Source organism: Acinetobacter sp. NBRC 100985, from assembly GCF_000241225.1.
Classification (GTDB): Bacteria; Pseudomonadota; Gammaproteobacteria; order Pseudomonadales; family Moraxellaceae; genus Acinetobacter; species Acinetobacter venetianus.
In genome coordinates, this window is record NZ_BAEB01000038.1 from 26,777 (window position 1) to 50,985 (window position 24,209).

A 24,209-nucleotide genomic window follows, 5' to 3' on the forward strand; every position below is an offset into this window, starting at 1 on the left:
GTGCCAATGAAAGAGACAAAAATAACAACTAAAGGCTCAGACAGTTTGTCTGAGCTGGTTTACCAACGCATCAAGAATGATATCTTCGATTTCAAATTGATGCCCGGTGAACGCTTTACTGAGTCCGAAGTTGCAAAAGCCTATGATGTAAGTCGTACCCCAATCCGACAAGCATTGTATCGTTTGCAACAGGAAGGCTATGTCGATGTGAGTTTTCGCAGCGGTTGGCAAATCCGACCGCTCAATTTTCGTTATTACGAAGAGCTTTATGATGTGCGAATTGTGTTAGAAAAAGATGCCATTCGAAAACTTTGTTATATCGATCATCAAAACTCGGTTGAACTGTCTGTTTTAAAAGATTTTTGGATGGTTGAACCAAGCCAATATTTGAAAGATATTAAGCAGCTTTCTCAGCAAGATGAGGACTTTCATTGTGCTTTAGTTCGTGCTTCTGGAAATAATGAAATGGCACGGATTCATCGAGACTTGAGTGAACGCATTCGTATCATTCGTCGCTTAGATTTTTCCAAAGATTATCGTGTTGAGGCAACTTATCAAGAGCATCAAAAAATTTTAGGTTTTATCTTTAATCGAAAAGTTGATGAAGCGATCAATGCAATCGAAGCGCACATCATGCAAAGTCGTGATGAAGTCAAAAAGATTACCTTACAGATGTTGGATTCGAGTCAGTTTTATTAAACTTTTCCAATTTTCAAAAAGATTTATTTTTACGGAAACTGTTTTTGTTATGCCTAATTCTGCATAAAACTAACAGTTTCCATTGTTTTAATATTTAATAATAAATATCAAATTCTAACTCATCAGATCACCTATGATGAATCAACAACAGCTCATTCCTTTATTCCTTAAACTGGTTCGTAAAGAAGGCTTCTTTGCCACAGCGATTGATGGTATTACCTTGATGCGCGTAGATCACAACACACCTCCAATTTCGGTATTGCAAGAACCAACGCTTGTTTTCGTTTTACAAGGTAAAAAGCGCGGATATATAGCAAAAGAAACTTATTCATTTGAACAAGGTGAATGCTTAATCGTATCTGTTTCAATGCCATTTGATTGTGACACGATTGCAAGTTCAGAACAGCCGATGATTGCTGTTAGCATGAAGTTAGATGCCGATACCGTGAATGAATTGCTTGCCAAAACTTATTTTGAGAATTATCAATTTACCCCACTCACAACTGGGATGAGTGTCATTCAATACGATGAAACAATTTCATCTGTGCTTTTGAGACTATTAAACACCTTAACTTCTGAACAAGACATATTAATTCTCGGAGATCAAATTAAGCGTGAGCTGTTATACCGAGTTATTCAACACTCTGGGGCAGATGCTTTAAAGGGGCTTGTTGTACAGGGAAATCTAAGGCCTATTTATAAGATTTGTGAATATATTCAACATCATTTTACTGAAAAATTGACAGTTGAAATGCTTGCTGAACAAGCAAATATGAGTACATCTGCCTTTCACAAAGCATTTAAACAAGTTACTCAACATTCACCATTACAATATTTAAAAGTTGTTCGGTTGCATAAGGCAAAACAATTGTTGCAAAACGCAGACCAAAGTGTTGCCCAAGCGGCTTATGCTGTTGGTTATCAAAGTTCTTCTCAATTTAGTCGAGAGTTTAAAAAGCAGTTTGGTTTTCCTCCTAATCAGGCTGAAGTAAATATAGATAAGGAATGAGTAAATCATGAATCAGAATAGTAGAGAACAAATGAAATATATCGAAATAACTGAAGCAGGCGGTCCTGAAGTTCTAAAAGTTGTACAGGGTGAGAAACCTGAGATTAAAGAAGATGAAGTATTAATTGAAGTTTATGCAACGGGTATAAATCGACCAGATATTTTACAGCGGCAAGGACTTTACCCAATGCCTAAAGGCGTAACTTTAATTCCCGGTTTAGAAGTTGCAGGTGTTATTGTCGAAGTTGGTTCGAAAGTAGAAAAATTTAAAGTCGGTGACAAAGTCTGTGCACTTACCAATGGCGGTGGTTATGCAGAATATTGTGCAGTACCCGCTAATCAAACCTTAACAATGCCCAAAAATTTAAGTTTTGTAGAAGCAGCCGCTATTCCAGAAACTTATTTTACAGTTTGGGCAAATTTATTTCAGATTGGTCATTTAAAAAAGAATGAAACAGTGCTTATTCATGGTGGAGCAAGTGGAATTGGCTCAACAGCAATTAGTCTATGCCATGCGATGGGTATTCAATCTTATTCTACAGTTGGACATGACGATAAAGTCGAAAAACTGGCCTCCATGTCAAATGTTATCAATTACAAAACCCAAGATTTTGAAAAGGAAGTTTTAGCATTAACTGATGGAAAAGGGGTTGATGTCATTCTCGATATCATTGGAGCAGCCTATTTCAATCAGAACTTGCGATTGTTAAAACGTGATGGTCGATTGGTCATTATTGGCTTTATGGGTGGTCGAAAAGTAGATGGTTTTGATATTCAAGAATTAATGTTGAAACGAGCTGTCGTGACAGGATCGACGATGCGAGCCAGAACAAATGATGAAAAAGCAAAAATTACTCGAGAGCTTGAGCAATTTGTTTGGCCATTAATCGAAGCAGGGCAATGTAAACCAATTATTTATAAAACATTTGCTTTTGAAGACGTTGCTCATGCACATCAGTGCCTTGAGAGCAGCCAGCATATTGGTAAAGTGGTATTAGAACTTAAATCTTAGTTTATGCCTAATTATGTTCATTCCATGCCTGTTTATATTCAAAACTTGAGCATGGCGAAGGCTTTAAGCAGTATGTGTTTATTAAACAAAACATATGATGAGGAATCTCAAAATGACTACAAATTTAGATGATCGTAATCCAACTCCAGATCTTGCTGAAGATAATGCTTTTTTCCCGTCTCCGTATTCACTTAGTCAATATACTTCAGCCAAAACAGATTATGACGGCACAACTTATCCTACTCCATATGAAGGCAATAAAAAAATCTTAATGATTGCAACGGATGAACGCTATATCTTGATGCAAAATGAGAAATTCTTTTCAACAGGAAATCATCCTGTAGAAATGTTATTGCCAATGTTTCATCTAGATAACGCAGGTTTTGAATTTGATATTGCTACACTTTCTGGAAATCCTGTAAAACTAGAAATGTGGGCAATGCCAAATGAAGAGCAAGTTGTTTTGGATACTTATAAAAAGTATGAAAAGCAATTAAAAGCACCGCTTAAACTTGCTGATATTTTAAAAAATGCATTAAGTGTTGATTCGCCATATGCAGGCGTATTTATCCCCGGAGGTCATGGTGTACTGGCAAAAATACCACATAGCACAGAAGTAAAAGCGTTATTAAAGTGGGCAATGGATCATGATAAATATGTGATTACTTTGTGTCATGGTCCTGCATCTTTACTCGCCGCTGCTCTAGGTGAAGCACCAGAGGATTTTATCTTCAAAGATTATCAGGTTTGTGTATTCCCTGATGCTTTAGATAAAGGGGCAAACATTGATATTGGTTATATGCCAGGACAGCTTCCTTGGTTAGTTGGTGAAAACCTTGAAAAGTTAGGCGTCAAGATTTTGAATAAAGGGATTACAGGTCAGGTACATAAAGATCGAAAGCTTTTAACGGGAGATAGTCCGCTAGCGTCCAATAATTTAGGTAAGCTTGCTGCAACAACGTTATTGGCTGATCCAAATCTTTAATGAATACTACATAGTAAAAAGCTCAACTTAGTGTTGGGCTTTTACTATTTTAGAGATTAACAAAAATTTAGATTTCCGTAACAGTTTGGAGCAAAATTTTGCCCATTTAATTGTAGGTCTACTAAATTCATTTGTAATGGTGGGGCTGTAGATAAATCAACATTCCCTAAGTTTACATCGAGGCCAGTACCAGTCAACACACCTAATAAATCATTAGTAGTTGCTGGATTTTGTTGTAAATAAGTTGATGCCCTAGCTGCAAACTGTCCTAAAAGAGGTTCAATGCTTAGTCTATTTGTTGGCTCAACTCTACCAATATTTACAGGATCTTGAAATGCAAGCCACCATCCAGGTTGAGTAATATTATCTGCAGCTGAACCAGGCCAAAGAATATTGATTGCTTGTAAGCTCAATGACGCAGCAGAGTTAATTTCTAATCTATGAATAAAACCAAGTGACTCTTGAAGGTTTACAGTAGCTGTAGCGCCACCAACTGTACCAGTCATACTAATATTGGAAAATTCCCGACCATTCGGAGCAATAATACATGTAGGTAGAATGGTGGTATTTTCACAGCTTGTAATATAAGCATTTACTGGGTTACCTGCTGTATAAACACCTGTTGTCGTCCCATTTGAGTTTGAGGTCGTTCTACCTCCTGAGGGATAATTACTTCCTGAGCCTAAATAAATAGTAGGTATATCTACAGAGGCAGATAAACTGACAGCTTTTTGTCTATTTCCTACAACAACAATTTGCTGAGTTTCAAAAGGTAAATTATTCATTTCAGGTATATTAAAACCACCTCCATTGGTTCTAAAACCTGCATTTGCAAGACCCAAAGCAACTAAGTTTCCATCAATTTGATATTTTGATAGATCCATATATTGAGCAGCAGTATTCGCATAACCTTTGACTTTACTTTGTTCTTCTGCTGTTGTTCCAATTCCAGATTGAACTTTCATATATCCTGAAAATGAATTTATTCCATTTGCTTGAGCAGAGTTCTGTGTTCCTAGTGTTAATAAACCTAATACTTTTTCTGCACTTAGTCTTAACCCAACAACTTCCCGAGTAGATGAAGTATTTGGGTTTCTTATTGCAAATTCAATGAAAGGGTTTGTTATTTTTGCACTAGAACTCGCACGCTCAGTACTTGTTTCCGCTACACCACTTAAGCTCAAATAATCAATGTCAATATCACAACCAATACCATTAACGCCCCCACAACCTAGTTGCAATCTTCTAATATTTGCATTTAAGTCAATATCAGCTTCCATACCTAGTTTATAAAAACCAATATTTTGATTACCATTTAATCTTTTTGCTTCTAAATTATTAGAGTCATTTGGCGAAATATAAGAAAGAGTTAATAACGATTGACCAGTAACATTTGATAATTGTGCGTCATCCATGATTTGTAATGAGTTAGCTTGGACTAATGTTGAATTTAATAAAAGTAAAAAAAAGCTGATTTCGAAGGAATCCTTGGTAAATACATTATAATTTCCCTATATTGCTATCCATTAGCTAAAAATTTAATTATTTGACGTGATGTTATTTATCTAAAATAGACTAATTATTATACATGTCAACAAAAATATACCATTTGATACATTTCGGATTAATGGGGGAAATAATTTTTCGAATGAAATAAAAAAAACATGTTTGTAGAGATGTAGAACTATTAAGTTAATAATATTAAAAAGATTATTACTCTAAATACAGTGGGCCATTTTCACTATATAAAAAGGCCAGTTCATTTTAACTGACCTTTTTTAATAATAAATTTATGGTAGGTATTAGAAAAAACCTGCTGGTTTAGTTGAATAACTTACTAAAAGATTTTTAGTTTGTTGATAATGATCTAACATCATGCGATGGTTTTCACGACCAATACCTGACTTTTTGTATCCACCAAAAGCTGCATGTGCTGGATAAATGTGATAGCAGTTAGTCCAAACACGACCAGCTTCAATTGCACGGCCTGCACGATATGAAATATGTGCTGAACGTGACCAGACACCTGCACCTAAACCATAAATGGTTTCATTTGCGATTTTGATCGCTTCGTCAAAGTCTTTAAATGTTGTTACTGAAAGTACAGGTCCGAAAATTTCCTCTTGGAAAATTTGCATACTGTTGTGACCTTTAAAGACAGTCGGTTCGATATAAAAACCTTCACCTACTTCTTGACGAGCACTACCACCCGTGAGGACTTCTGCACCTTCTTCACGACCAGTGCTGATACAACGTAGGATTTTCTCTTGCTGTTCTAAAGATGCTTGAGCACCAATCATGGTTTCCGTATCTAAAGGATGACCTAATTTAATACGTTTCACACGTTCAATGGCTTTTTCTAAAAACTTATCTGCGATACTTTCTTGAACAAGCGCACGAGAAGGACAAGTACATACTTCACCTTGGTTTAAGGCAAACATTGCAAAACCTTCAAGTGCTTTATCAAGATAGTCATCGTCTTGATCCATCACATCTTCAAAGAATAAGTTTGGAGACTTACCACCAAGCTCCAATGTAACAGGGATAATATTTTCAGTTGCATACTGCATAATTAATTGGCCAACTTGTGTTGAACCAGTGAAGGCAATTTTTGCAATACGTGGGTTTGTTGCTAGTGGGCGACCAACTTCTGCACCAAAACCATTAACTACGTTAAGTACACCAGCAGGTAAAATATCTTGAATTAGTTCAAGTACTAATAGAATACCAACAGGAGTTTGTTCAGCAGGTTTTAATACCACACAGTTTCCTGCTGCTAGTGCAGGTGCAAGTTTCCATGCCGCCATGAGGATAGGGAAGTTCCAAGGAATGATTTGCCCCACCACACCTAAAGGCTCATGGAAATGGTATGCAATTGTATCTTCATCAATTTCAGAGATTCCGCCTTCTTGTGCACGAATACATCCTGCAAAATAACGGAAGTGATCAATTGCCAGTGGAATATCAGCTGCCAAAGTTTCACGAACTGGTTTACCGTTGTCCCAAGTTTCTGCGACTGCAAGAAATTCCAAGTTTTGTTCCATACGATCAGCAATTTTTAATAAAATATTTGAACGTGTTGTTGGAGAGCTTTTATTCCATTCAGCTTTCGCTTTATGTGCCGCATCGAGAGCAAGTTCAATGTCTTCAACTGAAGAACGCGGGATTTTTGTAAACACTTTGCCATCGACAGGTGAAACATTATCGAAGTATTCTCCTCTTACAGGAGCTACCCATTGACCGCCAATAAAGTTTTCATATTGAGCTTTAAACTGGACTTTAGAGCCAGCTTGATTAGGATCGATGTAACGCATATTAGATTCCTTTGCTTATAATTGATCTTAAATATCTACAGCTTTGGTATAAGGTACTTTTGTACGCTATTTCATTAGGATATAAATGAGAAGGTTGGAGAAAGGTTGGAAATCAGGGTCATGAGTGAGGGATACACAAATGTTTACAAAACAAGACCTGCTACAACAACGTAAGTCAGTAGATCAGCTAAAACGACAAAATAGTTTATCGCCGCAAAATGCTGAAAAACTTGGACAAAGTATTGCTAGCTCATGGCAGAGATCAGCTTCGTCTGCTATTCCTAAAGAGCGTTTAGCCGCACCTTTGTTGAGCCAAAATAGTAAAAATAAAACCAGTTTAGATATGGCTTTAGAAAGTTGCTCAAATGAACTGAGCCATATTGCTGATCAATCTTCAATGGTGATTGCGGTTGGTGATGTTGGTAGTACGATTATTTGGACAGCTTCGAGTTCACAAATGCAAAGCGCAGCTGAAAAAGTTCATTTCATTGCTGGCGGACAATGGGCTGAAGATGTTGTAGGGACAAATGCATTGGCATTGTCACTGAAAACACAACAATCTAGCTGTGTATTTTCCAATGAGCATTACATGGAATCTGTGCATGATTGGGTATGTTATGCAGCGCCGATCATTGATCCATATTCCAAACAAGTGCTTGGTGTGGTTGATTTATCTACGACTTGGAAAAAGCATAACACTTTGGGCATGTTAGCCGCTGAGCGTTGTGCATCTATTATTCAAACGGCTTTGATTGAGCAACAACGCCAACGTTTATATATTCGTGCGTTCGCTACGCCACAAATTATTTTTAATCAAAAATCGTTAGTTTTAACCCCACGTCAAGTCGAGATTTTGGTCATCCTCGCATTGTGTCCAAATGGATTGAATCTTGAGAATCTTCATCAAGCTTTATATGGCGAACGCAAGGTGAGTATTGGTACTTTAAAAGCTGAAATGTCGCAATTAAGAGATATTTTAGGGGGAATGTTAGGTTCTCGACCATATCGATTATTGGCAGATGTTGAAGCAGATTTTTTATCGGCAGAACAAGCACTTGACTCAGGCTATGTGGCATCGGCTTTGCAATTGTATAAAGGTGTTTTTCTTTCAAAAACTGAAAGCCCATTTTTATGCGCATGGCGAGATTGTTTGGAGTCTCGTTTGAGTGATGCAATTTTTAAGACCAAAGAAACTGATCTTTTACTGAAGCATGTTGCACATTTCCCTGAAGCAATTGATGCTGTAGAACGTTTGATGGAACTATTGCCAGAAGATCATCCAGCACATTTATCTCTGAATAAATTTAAAGATATTTACTAGAATCAGTTCGTGAAAATTTGATATGTAAAAGCTGATTACTTGAAATGAAATCTGAAAAATGATGAAGTTGATTAGTTACTAAATTTTGAAAAAACAATTCTTAAGATCATAATTTTTATAAATAAAAAAAGTGGGAATATAACCTTTTTAATATTCCCACAAAAAAGTAAGCCAATTTCTCGGAGTTTTGGCTTACTTTTGAGAGGAACTGTTATAACGCAGCTTTGAAAATTTCTACCACTTGAGCATGTGTTGCTTTACGAGGGTTAGTCAACATACATGCATCTTTCTGAGCATTTTCAGACATGATTGCAAGATCTTCAGTCTTAACGCCTAACTCAGTTAAACCAGATGGAATTCCAATTGATGAAGATAATTCACGGATAGCATCAATCGCGGCAAAAGCAGCTTCAGTTTCAGTGAAACCGTCAACATTAACACCCATTAACTCAGCAATTTTAGCGTAACGATCTTGGCAAGCAATTAAGTTAAATTCACATACATGAGGTAATAAAACGGCATTACATACACCATGTGGAAGATTGTAGAAACCACCTAATTGATGTGCCATCGCATGAACATAACCCAATGACGCATTGTTGAATGCCATACCAGCAAGATATTGTGCATAGCTCATTGCATCACGAGCTTCGATATTCTCACCATTGGCGACAGCAGGACGTAACCATTGACTGATCATCGTAATTGCTTTTTCAGCGCATGCATCGGTAATTGGGTTTGCCGCAGTTGATACATAAGCTTCAACAGCATGTGTCAATGCATCCATACCTGTTGCAGCGGTCAAACCAGCTGGTTTTGCAACCATAAGTTTTGGATCATCGATGGCGATCAAAGGCGTACAACGCCAATCTACAATTGCCATTTTTACGTGAGTATCAGTATTGGTAATAATGCAGAAACGCGTCATTTCTGATGCAGTTCCAGCAGTTGTGTTTACAGCAATCAGTGGAGTCATCGGAACAGTACTTTTATCGATACCTTCATAGTCACGAATATGTCCGCCGCCAGCAGTTACAAGACCAATCCCTTTCGCACAATCGTGTGATGAACCGCCACCTAATGAAACGATAAAATCACATCCATTGTCGTTATAGGCTTTAACACCATTATGAACATTAATGTCAGTAGGGTTTGGTTCAGCACCGGGAAAAACGTGGCTATCTACACCAGCATCTTTTAAATATGCTGAAATTGTATCTGCTACGCCAAATTTGAATAGACCTTCGTCTGTGACGATCAGTGCTTTCTTTGCACCAAGGTTTTGCGCTTTTATGCCAATCTCTTTAGCACAGCCGGGACCAAAAAGTGAAACGCAAGGGATATAAAAACCGTTTGTTTGATCTGCAATATTTTTAAAAGCCATGGAGTGATTCCTTCTTCCATATTCCATAATTTGTTATACAGGTGGTCTAGCACCTTGGACTTAGTATGGAGTGCTTTAAAAAATTTCCTACCTACCAAAAACCTACCAAAGAAATTTTTTTTAATCATAAGGATATGGGTGCCTTAGCACCCATAATTAAACATTTTTCTGAGATTAGAACCGCTTTGTATAGTTCACAAATAGACGGTCTTCACCAAAATCATTACCATGCTCTACATTGTAATCAATACGAATATATTGTAATGCTAAACCTTTAAGAAAAGGCTGTTGAAAAGCATAATTTAAAATAATGTTAGATTCACTTTCATTATTTTCTTTGCCATCAGCTGTTTTGAAGCTATCGCCATATACATATTTTACTGCTGCATTTAACCCCGGAATATAATCTTTAAAATTATATCCATAGATAAAATGATATGATTTTTCATCCTTTTTAAAGAAACCCGTTGCATTCCAGTTAATAAAATAAGTTTCAGGTAAAAAACCATCTGGTAGAGGATATGCAGATTCGCCAATAATTTGTTGATAACCTAATCCAAAAGTATGATTGTTTACTTTTAGTGTTTCTAATAAACCTATATTTTGTGTGTCAATATTGAAGTTATTGCCATCTTCTTTTGCATTAAAATATTTAAATTTTGAGCCAAGAGTAAAATTTTCTGTATTAAAACTATGATCTAAACCAAGATAATGTTTGTTATACAAATCTTGCATATTGCCAAAATAGTATTCAGCTTTTAAAGAAGGCATAACCTGATAGCGTAAATCAATGTAGTTTAAACCATCTGAATATTCAGTTTTTCCATTTGAGGTAAAAGAGAATTTCTGAAAATCTTCAGCATTTCGTGGTGAAACTTTTTCTACACGACCAATTTCTGCATAGAGTTGATCAGTAAGCTGAGATTTTAAGTTCGTTCCCCAGTAGGAAGTAAGCAACTGACGACTTGCATCTACAGCCGTAACAGGTAGATCTAGCCAAAGTTCACCCATACTTAATAACGTTTTATCATAACTAAGTTTTAATGTTGCTCCATGCTTTAAATAATCTGGTGCTTGAGACTGAGTTTCTCTATCGAAGGGAAGGACGGTATCTGCGACATGTTTATCCGAGCTTAGACGAACTGCATATTGAACGGATGCATCCACACCGATCTTTAATGGCTTATCAGCAATAGTAAGCGGAGTGTCTACCATTCTTGAATTATAAAATAATGATGCTGCTTGAGACCAACTCCCTGTATCTTTTAAATTTTCATTTTCAAAATTACGGTTGATATAGGCATTTTTTAAGGTAAATTTCCATTCGTCTTTAGCTGTATCATCTGCAAATGCAGACATACTTGTGCAGCTCACCATCAGGGAAAATGTGGTTATAGCAATACGATTTAATTTAAAGATAGGCATTCTTTCATCATCCATTTAAAAGTTAAGTTGCGCCAATCCTAGGCACAACAAGTTTTACTGTTGGCTAAGTGAAGTTTGAGGTTGAAGGGTGTTCTTTGTTGATTCAGTCGCGTTGACAGAAGCTTTAAGATTCACTAAGAAGATTGCTAATGCAGCAACTACACCGGGAATCGCAATTGCTAAGAAGTTCATTTGATGTGGTAATTCAAAGGTAAGTAATGCACCTGTTAAGACTGGCCCAATAATTGCCCCGATACGACCAATTCCTGATGCCCAGCCCATACCTGTTGAACGGACAGTGGTTGGATAAAACTGTGCGACGAAAGTATAAAGTAAGATTTGAGAACCAATCGTTGCTGCGCCAGCGAGTGCAATTAAGCTGTAGAGAATGAATTGAGGGCTGTTGAAACCTAATAAAATCAATGAAGCCGCACCGATGATAAACATAGCGGTAATCACGGGTTTCAAATGGAATTTATCTGCCAAAGCACCACCGCCAATCGCACCAACCATTCCACCAATATTCAAGGCAAATAAGAACAACATACTTGCACCTAGCGAATAACCCGCTTGCAGCATTAATTTTGGTAACCAGCTACCCAGCGCATAAACCATAAGCAGACACATAAAAAATGCGATCCAAAACATAAATGTACTGAATGCTCGACCTTGTTGAAATAACGCACGTACAGGTGCATCTGTGTGAATATTCTCATTAAATACAAGTTTAGTTTCTTGGTTAATTTCAGCATTGGGTGCAAGTTTCGAGACGATCTGCTTTGCTTGATCGTGATGTTCCGACTTGATTAGAAATGCTAATGATTCAGGTAGGAATTTCCAGATAACAGGCAAGAGCAGTAATGGAATACCTGCAAGAATAAACATGATCTGCCAACCCATGTCTTTAACTAACCAAGCACCCAATAATGCTGAAGTCATACCACCGATTGCATATCCACTAAACATAATTGCAACTAAGGTGCTACGAATCTTTTTCGGTGCGTATTCAGTCATGAGTGCGACGACATTTGGCATAACACCGCCAATGCCTAGACCTGCTAGAAAACGCAAAATAGCGAATTCGACAGGGTTATCAGCAAATGCACCAATAAATGTGAAGCCACTGAATAATGCGACACAAATCATTATGGTTTTCTTTCGGCCTAAACGATCTGAAATCGTGCCGAAAATCATCGCACCAAACATCATTCCAAATAGCGCGGCGCTTGCTAATAAGCCTGCTTGCACAGCAGTTAAAGACCATTGCTGCATTAATAATGGCAGAGCAACACCATAAATAACTAAATCATAACCATCGAATATAATAATTAATAAACACCATATTAAAACCTTCCAATGAAATGGGTTAAATTTAGCATTATCAATAATCTCATTAATATTGACATTTGACATATTCATCCTTCACCTCCAATTTGTGAAGCATCTGTTATTTTGTAATTAAATTATTTTGTTATGTGTTCTGAGTCAAAAACTTAATTGATATATCTTTATGTCATTAAAGTATTAATATTTATTCTATTTAAATTAAGAACGACAAAAAGCAGAGTATTTAAACCCTGCTTTTATATCAAATGGTATATTAAATAAATTTATCGATTAACTGATTAAAATCATCTGGCAGTTCAATATTTGAAATATGCGATGCATTAATTTCTGCTAATAGTGCATTTGGAATTTGCTGTTGCATAAACTCTCCGTCAGCTACGGTTGTTACAGGATCTTGAGTCCCTGCAATAATTAGCATAGGAATAGAGATTTTTTTTAGTTCTGTGCGAACATCCGCTTTAGCCAAAGCCTCACAACAATTTGCATAACCTGACGCGCTGCCAGCACTTAAGTCGTTACATAGGTTCGTTACAACTACTGAGTGACTTTGGATAAAGGGATCGGTAAACCATCTTGAGGCTGCTGTGGCCGCAATAGGTTGTAAACCTTGTTCACGAACAAGCTGTGCTCGATCAAGCCATGCTTGTTCCTGTCCAATCTTCGCTGCGGTATTAGCAACGATTACATGGCTAAACCGTGTTGGATAATGAATCGCCAGCCATTGTCCTGTGATTCCACCCATTGAAATACCACAAAATGCTGCTTTAGAAATATTGAGGTGATCTAACAAAGCAATCACATCTTTTCCAAGCTGTTGCAATGTATAAGGCCCTTGTGGTGCTGTAGAAGAACCATGACCTCGTGTGTCATAGCAGATCACAAAAAAGCGTTCTTTAAAATAATTAAACTGCTTTTGCCACATGCCATAATTTGTGCCCAACGAGTTTGAAAACACAAGTGCAGGGGAGTTTGGATCACCAAAAGTTTGATAATTGATTTGAGCATCTTGAGATTGAAAAATAGACATAAAATGCTCCTTAAACTTCTTCAACACGTTGAATAATGAGCGCAATGCCTTGCCCTACACCAATACACATCGAACACAATGCATACTGTCCTTGAATCTGTTCAAGCTGGTTCAATGCGGTGGTGACTAAGCGTGCGCCTGACGCTCCCAAAGGATGACCTAAAGCAATCGCACCACCATTTGGATTGATACGAATATCGTCATCTGCTAAACCTAAATCACGAGTTACCGCTAATGCCTGAGCTGCAAAGGCTTCGTTTAACTCAATCACATCCATTTGCTCTAGTGTCAGATTGGTCTGTTGTAGTAATTTCTTAATCGCAGGTGCAGGCGCAAATCCCATAATGCGTGGTTCAACACCCACTGTAGTTGCGGCAATAATTTTGGCGCGTGGTTTCAGTTGATATTCAGCAACCGCTTCATCTGAGGCGATCAAGAGTGCTGCTGCACCATCATTAATCCCTGATGCATTACCTGCTGTCACTGTTCCATCTGCTTTCACCACACCTTTGAGTTTGGTTAAGGCTTCAATCGTGGTTGATGCACGCGGATGTTCATCGCTATCCACCACAATCGCATCACCCTTACGCTGAGGAATAGTGACGGGCACGATCTCTTGTTTAAAAAAGCCTTTGGCTTGCGCTGCTGCAGTACGTTGTTGGCTCACCAAGGCAAACTGGTCTTGATCGGCACGATTGATATTGAATTGTTCTGCCACGTTTTCAGCCGTTTGTGGCATGGTGTCCACACCATACATTTGTTTGAGTTTTGGATTGATAAAACGCCATCCCATGGTAGTGTCTTCAATCTTTTGACTACGTCCAAATGCGCTCTCTGATTTACCCATCACGTATGGGGCACGGCTCATGCTTTCCACACCACCAGCAATGATCAGGTTTGCTTCATTGGCTTTGATCGCACGAGCGGCTATGGCAATGGCATCTAAAGATGAACCACATAAACGATTCACTGTAGTAGCAGGCACTTGATAAGGTAAGCCAGCCAATAATGCGGACATACGACCCACGTTACGATTGTCTTCACCCGCCTGATTGGCACAGCCGTAAATCACGTCATCTACTTGTTGCCAATCGACACTTTGATTACGTTGCATCAAGGCCTGAAGTGGAATAGCTCCAAGATCATCTGCACGTATAGGCGCTAAACCACCTGCATAACGACCAAATGGAGTACGAATGGCATCAATGATATAAGCGTTTTTCATAGTCTTACACTTCCATATTTCAATCTGTTGTGACCACTGCCACAAATTGCGGGTTCAGTCATACTTCCTTTGCGTAAGTAATGCCTCACTGTTGACAGGGCAAAAGTGACAAAACCCATTGTTGAACAGAGGAGGCTTCCTTGCCTCCCTGTCCAACGGACGACATCCATGTCGCCTGTCACGATAGTTAGTTACTGGAAAAAATCTAAATATAAGTGAGTAAAAAACTGCATTTAAACCATTCCAATCAATATTTCACGGTGGCGACATGGATGTCGCCTCGTTACTCAGCACAACACGGATGTTGTGTCTGAGTAACAAAGGATTTTTGTTACTTTTTATCCTTAAAAAGTAAGGCAATGCCTATACAAAAAACTTTCGCTTTAACCCGTAATTAGTGGCTGGTCAACATTATCCCTGCGTCGCATCAATCAATTGAGCACCTGTCAAAGCCTGTAGCTCTTCAAAGCTCAGACCATCCACTTTTTCAATCACCCTTAAACCTTCTGTGGTCACATCAATCACACACAGATCGGTATAAATACGATCGACACATTTCAATCCTGTTGCTGGATAAGTGAGTTCTTCAACGATTTTTGGCTCACCTTGTTTGGTGACATGATCAGTCGTGATAAAGACTTTCTTAGCACCAACAGCTAAATCCATTGCACCACCTACAGCAGGAATGGCATCGGCTGCACCTGTGTGCCAATTGGCAAGATCACCGTTGGCTGCAACTTGGAATGCACCGAGTACCGCAATATCCAAATGTCCACCGCGCATCATGGCAAATGAATCGCCATGATGGAAAAAGCACCCACCTGTTAGCATAGTGACGTATTCTTTACCTGCATTAATCAGTTCAGGATCTTCTACACCTTTGGCTGGAGGGGGGCCAAAGGCCAACAAACCATTTTCAGAATGCAGAAACACATCTTTATCGGCAGGTAAGTATTTTGAAATCTTGGTCGGTAAACCAATGCCTAAATTGACATAAGCCCCATCTGGAATATCTTGTGCAACACGTTCAGCAATCTGGTCACGGTTGAGTTTTTGATAGCTCATGTTGTTCTCCTTATGCTGATACAGGTGAAGTGGCTTCAACGGCAACTATATGTTGGACAAAGATACCTGGGGTAATGATGTGCTCAGGATCAAGCTGACCCAGTTCCACCACTTCAGAGACTTGAGCAATGGTGACATCTGCTGCCATCGCCATGATTGGACCGAAGTTACGTGCAGATTTATTGAAAACTAGATTACCCCAACGATCGCCTTGATAAGCTTTGATCAAGGCAAAGTCAGCTTTAATTGGGTATTCCAGTACATAGTCTTTGCCATCGATATGACGAGTTTCTTTGCCTTCTGCCAATAACGTACCAAAACCAGTAGGGGTAAATACGGCACCTAAACCCATACCAGCAGCTTGGATACGGCAAGCGAGATTGCCTTGCGGGACAAGTTCTAATTCAATCTTGCCTGCACGGTACAGTTCATCAAATACCCATGAATCGGACTGACGTGGGAAAGAACAAATGATTTTACGAACAGCACCTGTTTTTAGCAGTTTTGCCAAACCGTAATCGCCATTACCAGCATTGTTATTGACAATCACAAGCTCTTTCACGCCCAGTTCAATCAGACCATCGATAAGTTCAGCGGGTTGTCCTGCTGTTCCAAAACCTCCTATCATGATGGTTGAGCCATCTTGGATTTGGGAGAGTGCTTCAACGAGTGAAGTTTGGGATTTATCAATCATAATAATTCCATCCTAAAAAATTTGGTCTACTCATCCTGTTTGGGATGAGGACGGCTGAGCAGGAGAGGTTATTTTTTCTGGTTTATTCAGGAGAAGTTGGGCAATTACACCGATGCAAATTCCCCAGAAAACTGAACTCAGTCCGAGAAAATGCATACCTGAAACCGTTGCTAAAAAAGTAATTAATGCAGCGTCGCGCTGTTGGTCATCTTTCATGGCGATCATGACATTTGTACCAATTGCACCAAGCAATGCAAGGCCAGCCAAAGCTGCGATCAGTTCTTTAGGAAGAAGACTAAATAACATGACAATACTGCCTGCAAATAAGCCACCTAAAATATAAAAGATACCGTTAGCGACACCTGCGATATAGCGTTTTTCTTTTAGTTCATGGGCATCTTTGCCCATACATAAAGCAGCGGTAATTGCTGCTAAAACAATTGTGATGCCACCCATACAAGCGACTGCGAGTGAGGCAATACTTGATGCTGTGATAATTGGTTTAGCAGGGGTGTCATAACCACTTAATTTCATAATGGCCATACCCGGTAAAAATTGCCCTGTAAGACTCACAATGATTAAAGGTAAAGCCAAGTTAAATGTAGAGTGCCAAGTCCATTCAGGCAGAATGAGCTGTGGAACAGCAAAACTAAAATGCATTGCTACGGAATTCATTTTTCCCAAAAATAAACTGAGTGAAACACCACATAACAATACCCAAAGCATGGTGTAGCGCGGCGAGTATCGTTTTGCTAATAAATAGCAAATCAACATACTAAATACGATCAAAGGCATGGTATCTGTCGCAACAAATAATCCTAAACCAAACTGAAATAGGATTCCTGCCATCATGCCAGCTGCGATTCCTTGAGGAATCCACTTTAATAATTTATCGAAATAACCTGTAGCACCCACGATGAAAATCACGATTGCGGAGGTTATATAAGCCGCAACAACTTCATTCAAAGTAATGTGAGGAAATAACGCGACAAGTAGAGCAGTCCCCGGAGCCGACCATGCTGTGATAACGGGCGTTCTATATCGAATTGAAAGATAAATTCCAGCAACAGCAGCACCTATTGAAATTCCCCAAATCCATGAAATCATCATAGAAGTCGAGACATTGGCTTTTTGCGCAGCCTGAAAAAAAATGATCAATGGACCAGAATAGGAAATCAAAACTGCTAGAAATCCAGCAACTGTTGCCGATATTGACCAATCATCTTTCAGTGTTTTTAACAGGGTCATCATATTGCCTCCGTGCTAGATACCTTGTCTTTATATTTTGGAGATCAACCTTGATCTCCACCGCCTACAGCAATCACACTACCAGTCATATATGACGACTCATCCGATGCAAGAAATACAATCGCATTGACTTGTTCATCAATCGTGCCATAACGCCCCATCAAACTTCTGTCCTTAGTTTGCTCTACGACTTGTTGCATCCAGTGTTTTTCATCATCAGTTAAAGGATTGGCATTTCGAGGAACTTTTCTTGGCGGTGCATCTGTACCACCTGTCGCAATTGCATTAACGCGAATCCCATCTTTAGCATGTTCAAAGGCGAGTGAAGCTGTAAGAGCATTCACACCACCTTTTGCGGCAGAATAAGGAATTCGATTGATACCACGGGTCGCAATAGAAGAAACATTGACGATGACACCGCTTTTTTGTTTCAACATTTCAGGCAAAACAGCACGACAACACCATAAAGTTGGGAACAATGATCGATTGATTTCTTTAATGATTTCATCCTCACTAAAGGCATCATAGGGTTTCATCCAAATTGCGCCACCGACATTGTTAATCAGCACATCAACACGACCAAAATGTTCGATTGCAGCACTTACAACTGCTTGCGCACCTGCATAACTTTCCAAGTCTGTTTTGACTGTGATGGCTGTACCACCTGCATGAATAATTTCATTGGCAACCTCATCGACCAACTCTGAACGATCAGCTAAGATCACCTGCCCATTTTCAACGGCAACTCGAAGTGCAACACCACGACCAATCCCTTGCGCTGCACCTGTAACTATGACGATTTTGTCTTTGAATCTATCGTGAAAAATCATGGTCATCTCCAATTCAATTAATTCGCTGAGAATTTTTCAAATAGGAAATTGGCAGGTTTAATACCTTCGTGATCCAACCAACCGCGAACAGCTTCAACCATTGGTACTGGGCCGCATAAGTAAATATCGACATCACCATTATTCAACCAGTCATTTTCAATATGACCTGTGACATAACCTTTACGTTCATGTTGGCTATCTGGATTTGCAACGACAGTCCGATATTCAAACCAAGAATATTTATTTTGCAATTCTTCTAACTTTTCAATTGCCACCAAATCAAAATCATTGGTTACACCAAAAACCAGACGAATAGGGTATTCAGAAGCTTTTTCTTCAAGGATTTGTAACATCGACATAAATGGCGCAATACCTGTACCACCAGCAAGCATTAAGACTGGACGGGTCACATTACGTAGATAAAAACTACCAAATGGACCAGTAAAACTCATCTTGTCACCTGCTTTCGCATTTTTACTAAGGAACTCGCTCATCTGTCCATTTGGAACATTACGAACGACGAAGCCTGTTAAGCGATTTCCGGGTTTAGAACTAAAAGAATAAGAGCGGGTTTCAGTCGTATTAGGAATACCTACATTGACGTACTGACCTGCCAAAAAGTGAATATCTGGCTGGCCTTCATCAAGTTGAATATCGAAGGTAATCGTTGAGTCCGAAAGGTTTTCTACGCGTGATAGCGTACCTTGGAAGCTATGAATTTCTGTTTTACATACATCAGAAGACGCTTGAATTTGAAATACAGCATCTGAGGTTGGGCGACATTGACAGGCGAGAATATAACCTTGCTCAGCTTCTTCAGGAGTTAAAGCATCTTCAATATAAGTTTCTTCTGGCATGTCATAGCTACCAGATTCACAGAATGCTCGGCATGTACCACATGCACCATCTCGGCAATCCAAAGGAATGTTAATCTTCTGGCGGTAAGCGGCATCAGATAAAGTTTCATCTTGTGCGACTGTAATGAATCGCGTTACGCCATCTTCAAATTGAAGTGCTACATTATGGTTAGACATGGCAATCATCCTATTTAAAAATTTTGATCTGGCTAACCCAACCAAAAGTCCTTTTGGCTGGGCGGCTGGTTAGAGATGATAAATATCAATTACTTGGTTGATATAATCGTTCTTTAACACCACATATTTGCTCAGGATTTTTGGTTGCTCTTTTGAGAAATCAATGACATAACGAGACATCCCAAAATAGCTATAGTTGGTTTTGTAGCGGAAACTCAAAGTGTTCCAATTAAAGCGTACAGTGACCTTTTCACCGTCCTGTTCCACAACCTCGATATTTGCGATGTTATGGCTAGTACGTGTATCAGGCATGGTTGCTGATGAACGTTCGGTTTTGATACGAAATATTCGATCTTCCAAGCCTTGACGATCAGGGTAATAAATTAAAGAAATTTCAGACTGAGGATCTTCGGTCAGTTTGTCGTCGTCATCCCAAGCTGGCATCCAAAAAGAAGCCTCTGGTGCATAACAATTTAACCAATCATCCCATTGCTCATCATCTAGGAAACGCGCCTCGCGATAGAGAAATTGAACAATATTTTCCAAAGTCGCTTTTTCTGTCATGTTATTCATACTGTTTCTTCCTAATCCTGATTGGCTGCCAATTGTTTTTCGGTAGCAATCGCATGTTTCATAGAGGTCAACCAGTATTGATGCTGAGCAAGATACAAACCTTCATCCTCAGTTTTCACACCACTTAATTTCGGTTTTAAACCAATTTCATTTGCAGCATCATCAGGACCATGAATCCAGTGCTTAGAACCACGACACATATCGTTCCATTCCAGTTCAAGGCCAGCATAACCTGCTTGGCAAGCACGAAATTCTTCTAAGTCGTCTGGGGTTGCCATACCAGAGGCATTGAAGAAATCTTCATATTGACGAATACGACGAGCACGCGCTTCAGCAGATTCGCCAACAGGCGCGATGCAGTAAATCGTGACTTCAGTTCTATTAACACCTAGAGGACGCAATACCCGAATTTGAGAACCAAATTGATCCATCAAATATACGTTTGGATATAAGCAAAGGTTACGTGAGCGCTCGATCATCCATTTAGACATCGCCGCACCGAATTTTTCGGTATATTCTTCTGATTTCGGGAAGTTTGGACGATCTTCAGGATTTGCCCATTGTGTCCAAAGCAGCATGTGACCATGTTCGAAACCATATGAACCGCCACCTTGTTTACCCCATGATCCTGCACTCATCGCACGGATATTATCGCCAGCTTCAGCTTCTTTACGATGTTGAGTGGTCGCAGCATAATTCCAGTGAACCGCTGATACATGGTAGCCATCAGCACCATTTTCTGCTGTGAGCTTCCAATTACCTTCGTATGTATAACTTGATGAACCACGTAGAACTTCTAAGCCTTGTTCTGACTGACCAACGATCATATCGATGATTTTCGTGGTTTCACCTAAAAATTCTTCCAACGAAGGGACATCTGGATTTAAGCTGCCAAATAAGAAACCTTTATAGTTTTCAAACTTTGCAACTTTCTTTAAATCATGTGAACCATCTTGGTTAAAACAATCTGAGTATCCAGCATCACTTGGATCTTTTACTTTAAGTAACTTACCTGAATTGTTAAATGTCCAACCATGGAAAGGGCATGTGTACGTTGCTTTATTACCACGTTTATGACGGCAAAGTTGCGCTCCACGATGTGAACATGCATTAATCATGGCATTTAATTCACCATTACGGTTACGCGCAATAATGATCGGCTGGCGACCAATATAGGTCGTATAAAAATCATTATTTTTAGGGATTTGGCTTTCATGTGCCAAATAGACCCAGTTACCTTCAAAGATGTATTTCATCTCTAAATCAAACAATGCTTGATCAGTAAATACAGAGCGATGAAGTTTGTATTCACCTGTTTCTTCATTGTCGACCAATAACTCATCAATACGATCAAGATGGCTAGTATTAATTACAGGAATTCGTGGCATGTCCGTTCTCCGACTTTCCAAGGGTGGAAGTCCTGAGCTAACACTTTTCAGGCGCTAACTCAGTTCCAAATAGGCTGAGTTATGCGCTAGCGCGACGACGATCTACTTCAGTAGAAGGTGCTGCATCAATATCTTTCACAAGTTCAATATTGAAAGTGATGTGTTTGAATGGTTTATCTAAACCATGACGCTGCATTTCAGCTTGATCAGACACATCCACAGCAGTTGCAACTAAACCATCGCGTGTAGCGAACGCGAAGTCATCCCATAAATATTGATCACCTTCGATGTTGAATTGTGTAGTCAATTTACGGAAGCCGGGTGCAGAAACGAAATAATGAACATGAGAAGGGCGATTGCCATGACGACCTAATTTATTAAGTACAAATTGGGTCGTACCCTCTGGTGGGCAGCCATAACCAACAGGCATGGTTGTCAGTGCAACATATTTACCTGCTGCATCAGCTAAAATGGTACGGCGTAAGTTGAAATCAGATTGAGATTTATCAAAGAAAGAGTAGTTACCTAAACTATTGGCATGCCACACTTCAACTTTTGCGCCTTCAATGATATTGCCATCAGTATCAGTGACTTTACCTTCAATAATTAAAGTATCAATTTTGTCTGATTCAGAGCCATCATCCATACGTGCAAAACCTACTGATTCAGGTGCACCAGCAACATAGAGTGGGCCTTCAATTGTACGAGGCGTGCCACCCGTAATACCTGCTTTAGCATCGGCTTCATCAGCACGTAAATCTAAATAATGCTCTAAACCTAAACCTGCTGCGAGTAAGCCTAATTCATTGGCTTGACCAGCATCAGTAAAATATTCAAGACCTTTCCATACTTCTGAGGGTTGGATATCCAAGTCTTCAATCGCTTGGAACAAATCACCTAATAAACGAACAACAATACTTTGAACACGTTGATCAACTTCACCAGTCGCAGTATCAACATTCATTTGTTTAACTAGCGCATCGATTTCTTGACGATTCATACTATTTCTCCTTAAGTATGCTTATAGCGTTTGTGGCGGGTAAACCAGCTCTTGGTTGCTTTATTGCCTTGCCACATTCCTTGTTTCAGCTAAATTCTGAGAACATTTCACTATGCTTCAGAGTGATTAAATTCATTTGCTCAACTGTCATCTTCACGAATAGATGAGGGATGACGATTCATCGCCATTACTTCGATATTCATGTACGGATACAGTGGTAAACCTTGCAAAATGTTGTGCAGTTCTTCGTTGTTTTCGACATCAAAAATACTGATATTTGAATACTGACCCGTGATGCGCCAAATATGACGCCACTTGCCTTGACGCTGTAAATCTTGTGAATACGCCTTTTCTACAGATTTAATTTCATTAACTTGTTGAACTGGCATATCGAGTGGAATATGCACATCCATGCGAACCTGAAATAACATGTTTTTCTCCTTATGCTTTGCGTCGCAATTGCTCAATTTTGTCTTCATCAATCTCAATACCTAAGCCAGCTGCTTGGGGTACAGCCAATTCAAAATTTTCATATTGCAAAGGTATTTTTAAGATTTCTTCAGTGAGTAGCAAAGGACCAAACAACTCTGTTCCAAACGCAAGGCTTTCAAAAGTGCTAAAAGCATGGGCAGATGCGATCGTTCCGATAGGCCCTTCAAGCATCGTGCCGCCATAAAGGTCAATCCCTGCAAGTTTGGCAATTTTTGCCACTTCACACGCCTCAATCAGACCACCTGATTGTTCAACTTTTACAGCGAAGACATCTGCTGCATGGTGTTGTGCTAAACGATAAGCACTGTCAGGACCTGTTAATGCTTCATCAGCCATAATTGCAACATCAAAACGTTGTGTTAAACGCGTCAAAACTTCGGTTTGTTCAATTGCACAAGGTTGTTCAATGAGATCAACTCCGCCATCTTGCAGTTGTTGAATACCACTAATGCATTCAAGCTCAGACCACGCACGATTTACATCGACACGAATACTAATGTCTGCACCCAATGCTTTTTTAATCGCAATGACGTGATCAACATCATGTTGAAGCGGATTTGAACCGATTTTTAACTTGAAAATATTGTGGCGTCTTAGCTCAATCATTTTCTTTGCTTCAGCAATATCTTTATCAGTATCACCAGAAGCTAAAGTCCAAAGCACAGGTAAACGATTACGCAAACGACCACCTAAAACCTCACTTAATGGAAGGTTTAATAACTTTGCTTGAATATCCAACAGCGCAGTTTGAATGGCACATTTTGCAAATCGGTTACCATTGATACTTTTACGGATCAACTTAAAAGTTTGAGCAAAATTCAACGGTTGTTTGATTGAAAGTAATAATGGAGCGAAATAGGTCTCTATATTCGCCTTAACACTTTCAGGGCTTTCTTCACCATAGTTCAACCCACCAATTGTGGTGGCTTCACCCCAACCCACCACGCCATTTGCAGTAGTAACTTTGACCAAAACTAATGTTTGAGTTTGCATTGTTGTTACTGAAAGCTTGTGTGGACGAATCGTTGGAATATCAACTAATATGGTTTCGACAGATTTATACATTTCACACCATCACTGGTTCTTTATGTCCTTCCTATACCTTAAAAGAATGATTAAACTGTGTCTAAGACTGAA

General features: G+C 39.2%; 22 protein-coding genes. 5 read left to right on the forward strand and 17 right to left on the reverse strand.

Annotated features, from left to right (window positions below; translation table 11 throughout):
* Positions 1 to 6: 6 nt before the first annotated feature.
* From ACT4_RS13845 to hchA, 4 genes are all read left to right on the forward strand, one after another.
* A complete protein-coding gene (locus ACT4_RS13845) occupies positions 7 to 699 on the forward strand; it encodes a GntR family transcriptional regulator (protein ID WP_004879699.1) in 693 nt (230 codons plus the stop codon).
* 133 nt (positions 700 to 832) lie between these two features.
* Complete coding sequence (locus ACT4_RS13850) at positions 833 to 1,708, forward strand: AraC family transcriptional regulator (protein ID WP_007483125.1); 876 nt, start codon at positions 833 to 835, stop codon at positions 1,706 to 1,708.
* A 7-nt stretch (positions 1,709 to 1,715) separates the two neighbouring features.
* On the forward strand, positions 1,716 to 2,720 hold the full coding sequence (locus ACT4_RS13855; RefSeq protein ID WP_004879693.1) for an NAD(P)H-quinone oxidoreductase: 1,005 nt from the start codon (positions 1,716 to 1,718) through the stop codon (positions 2,718 to 2,720).
* Between the two features lie 112 nt (positions 2,721 to 2,832).
* Positions 2,833 to 3,705 carry a glyoxalase III HchA gene (gene hchA, locus ACT4_RS13860; protein ID WP_007483127.1) on the forward strand — a complete coding sequence of 291 codons (873 nt, stop codon included), beginning with the start codon at positions 2,833 to 2,835 and terminating at the stop codon, positions 3,703 to 3,705.
* 56 nt (positions 3,706 to 3,761) lie between these two features.
* Here the strand turns inward: hchA and ACT4_RS13865 are convergent, their stop codons facing one another.
* Both ACT4_RS13865 and ACT4_RS13870 read right to left on the reverse strand, forming a co-directional pair.
* Positions 3,762 to 5,120, reverse strand: coding sequence for a hypothetical protein (locus ACT4_RS13865; RefSeq protein WP_007483129.1), 1,359 nt, complete (start codon positions 5,118 to 5,120; stop codon positions 3,762 to 3,764).
* Between the two features lie 387 nt (positions 5,121 to 5,507).
* Entirely contained in the window at positions 5,508 to 7,019 is a 1,512-nt protein-coding gene (locus ACT4_RS13870; RefSeq protein WP_004879686.1) for an aldehyde dehydrogenase family protein, read from the reverse strand.
* Between the two features lie 139 nt (positions 7,020 to 7,158).
* On the opposite strand from ACT4_RS13870, the gene ACT4_RS13875 reads away from it, so the two are divergent.
* The gene (locus ACT4_RS13875) at positions 7,159 to 8,340 is read left to right on the forward strand and encodes a hypothetical protein (protein ID WP_004879685.1); all 1,182 of its coding nucleotides are present in this window, start codon (positions 7,159 to 7,161) and stop codon (positions 8,338 to 8,340) included.
* Between the two features lie 211 nt (positions 8,341 to 8,551).
* On the opposite strand, the gene ACT4_RS13880 is transcribed toward ACT4_RS13875, so the two are convergent.
* The 15 genes from ACT4_RS13880 to ACT4_RS13950 form a co-directional block, all read right to left on the reverse strand.
* The gene (locus ACT4_RS13880) at positions 8,552 to 9,724 is read right to left on the reverse strand and encodes an iron-containing alcohol dehydrogenase (protein ID WP_007483133.1); all 1,173 of its coding nucleotides are present in this window, start codon (positions 9,722 to 9,724) and stop codon (positions 8,552 to 8,554) included.
* A gap of 174 nt (positions 9,725 to 9,898) precedes the next feature.
* Positions 9,899 to 11,101: an OprD family outer membrane porin gene (locus tag ACT4_RS13885; protein ID WP_050934474.1), complete on the reverse strand. Its 1,203-nt coding sequence runs from the start codon at positions 11,099 to 11,101 to the stop codon at positions 9,899 to 9,901.
* A 102-nt stretch (positions 11,102 to 11,203) separates the two neighbouring features.
* Positions 11,204 to 12,568: an aromatic acid/H+ symport family MFS transporter gene (locus ACT4_RS13890; RefSeq protein WP_007483136.1), complete on the reverse strand. Its 1,365-nt coding sequence runs from the start codon at positions 12,566 to 12,568 to the stop codon at positions 11,204 to 11,206.
* Positions 12,569 to 12,749: 181 nt separating this feature from the next.
* Positions 12,750 to 13,523 carry a 3-oxoadipate enol-lactonase gene (gene pcaD, locus ACT4_RS13895; RefSeq protein WP_007483139.1) on the reverse strand — a complete coding sequence of 258 codons (774 nt, stop codon included), beginning with the start codon at positions 13,521 to 13,523 and terminating at the stop codon, positions 12,750 to 12,752.
* A 10-nt stretch (positions 13,524 to 13,533) separates the two neighbouring features.
* The gene (pcaF, locus tag ACT4_RS13900) at positions 13,534 to 14,748 is read right to left on the reverse strand and encodes a 3-oxoadipyl-CoA thiolase (RefSeq protein ID WP_007483142.1); all 1,215 of its coding nucleotides are present in this window, start codon (positions 14,746 to 14,748) and stop codon (positions 13,534 to 13,536) included.
* A 411-nt stretch (positions 14,749 to 15,159) separates the two neighbouring features.
* Positions 15,160 to 15,813, reverse strand: a complete 654-nt coding sequence (locus tag ACT4_RS13905) for a 3-oxoacid CoA-transferase subunit B (protein WP_007483143.1) — start codon at positions 15,811 to 15,813, stop codon at positions 15,160 to 15,162.
* Between the two features lie 10 nt (positions 15,814 to 15,823).
* The gene (locus ACT4_RS13910; protein ID WP_007483145.1) at positions 15,824 to 16,507 is read right to left on the reverse strand and encodes a 3-oxoacid CoA-transferase subunit A; all 684 of its coding nucleotides are present in this window, start codon (positions 16,505 to 16,507) and stop codon (positions 15,824 to 15,826) included.
* Positions 16,508 to 16,537: 30 nt separating this feature from the next.
* The gene (gene benE / locus ACT4_RS13915) at positions 16,538 to 17,758 is read right to left on the reverse strand and encodes a benzoate/H(+) symporter BenE (RefSeq protein WP_007483146.1); all 1,221 of its coding nucleotides are present in this window, start codon (positions 17,756 to 17,758) and stop codon (positions 16,538 to 16,540) included.
* Positions 17,759 to 17,799: 41 nt separating this feature from the next.
* A complete protein-coding gene (locus ACT4_RS13920) occupies positions 17,800 to 18,585 on the reverse strand; it encodes a 1,6-dihydroxycyclohexa-2,4-diene-1-carboxylate dehydrogenase (RefSeq protein WP_007483149.1) in 786 nt (261 codons plus the stop codon).
* A gap of 17 nt (positions 18,586 to 18,602) precedes the next feature.
* Entirely contained in the window at positions 18,603 to 19,619 is a 1,017-nt protein-coding gene (gene benC, locus ACT4_RS13925; RefSeq protein ID WP_007483150.1) for a benzoate 1,2-dioxygenase electron transfer component BenC, read from the reverse strand.
* Between the two features lie 69 nt (positions 19,620 to 19,688).
* Positions 19,689 to 20,192 (reverse strand): benzoate 1,2-dioxygenase small subunit, encoded by a 504-nt coding sequence (gene benB / locus ACT4_RS13930; RefSeq protein WP_007483152.1) that lies wholly within the window; start codon positions 20,190 to 20,192, stop codon positions 19,689 to 19,691.
* An 11-nt stretch (positions 20,193 to 20,203) separates the two neighbouring features.
* Positions 20,204 to 21,580 carry a benzoate 1,2-dioxygenase large subunit gene (gene benA, locus ACT4_RS13935; RefSeq protein ID WP_007483154.1) on the reverse strand — a complete coding sequence of 459 codons (1,377 nt, stop codon included), beginning with the start codon at positions 21,578 to 21,580 and terminating at the stop codon, positions 20,204 to 20,206.
* A gap of 79 nt (positions 21,581 to 21,659) precedes the next feature.
* A complete protein-coding gene (gene catA / locus ACT4_RS13940; RefSeq protein ID WP_004879658.1) occupies positions 21,660 to 22,580 on the reverse strand; it encodes a catechol 1,2-dioxygenase in 921 nt (306 codons plus the stop codon).
* 140 nt (positions 22,581 to 22,720) lie between these two features.
* Positions 22,721 to 23,011: a muconolactone Delta-isomerase gene (gene catC / locus ACT4_RS13945; protein WP_007483157.1), complete on the reverse strand. Its 291-nt coding sequence runs from the start codon at positions 23,009 to 23,011 to the stop codon at positions 22,721 to 22,723.
* 10 nt (positions 23,012 to 23,021) lie between these two features.
* On the reverse strand, positions 23,022 to 24,137 hold the full coding sequence (locus tag ACT4_RS13950; RefSeq protein ID WP_007483158.1) for a muconate/chloromuconate family cycloisomerase: 1,116 nt from the start codon (positions 24,135 to 24,137) through the stop codon (positions 23,022 to 23,024).
* Positions 24,138 to 24,209 lie beyond the last annotated feature (72 nt).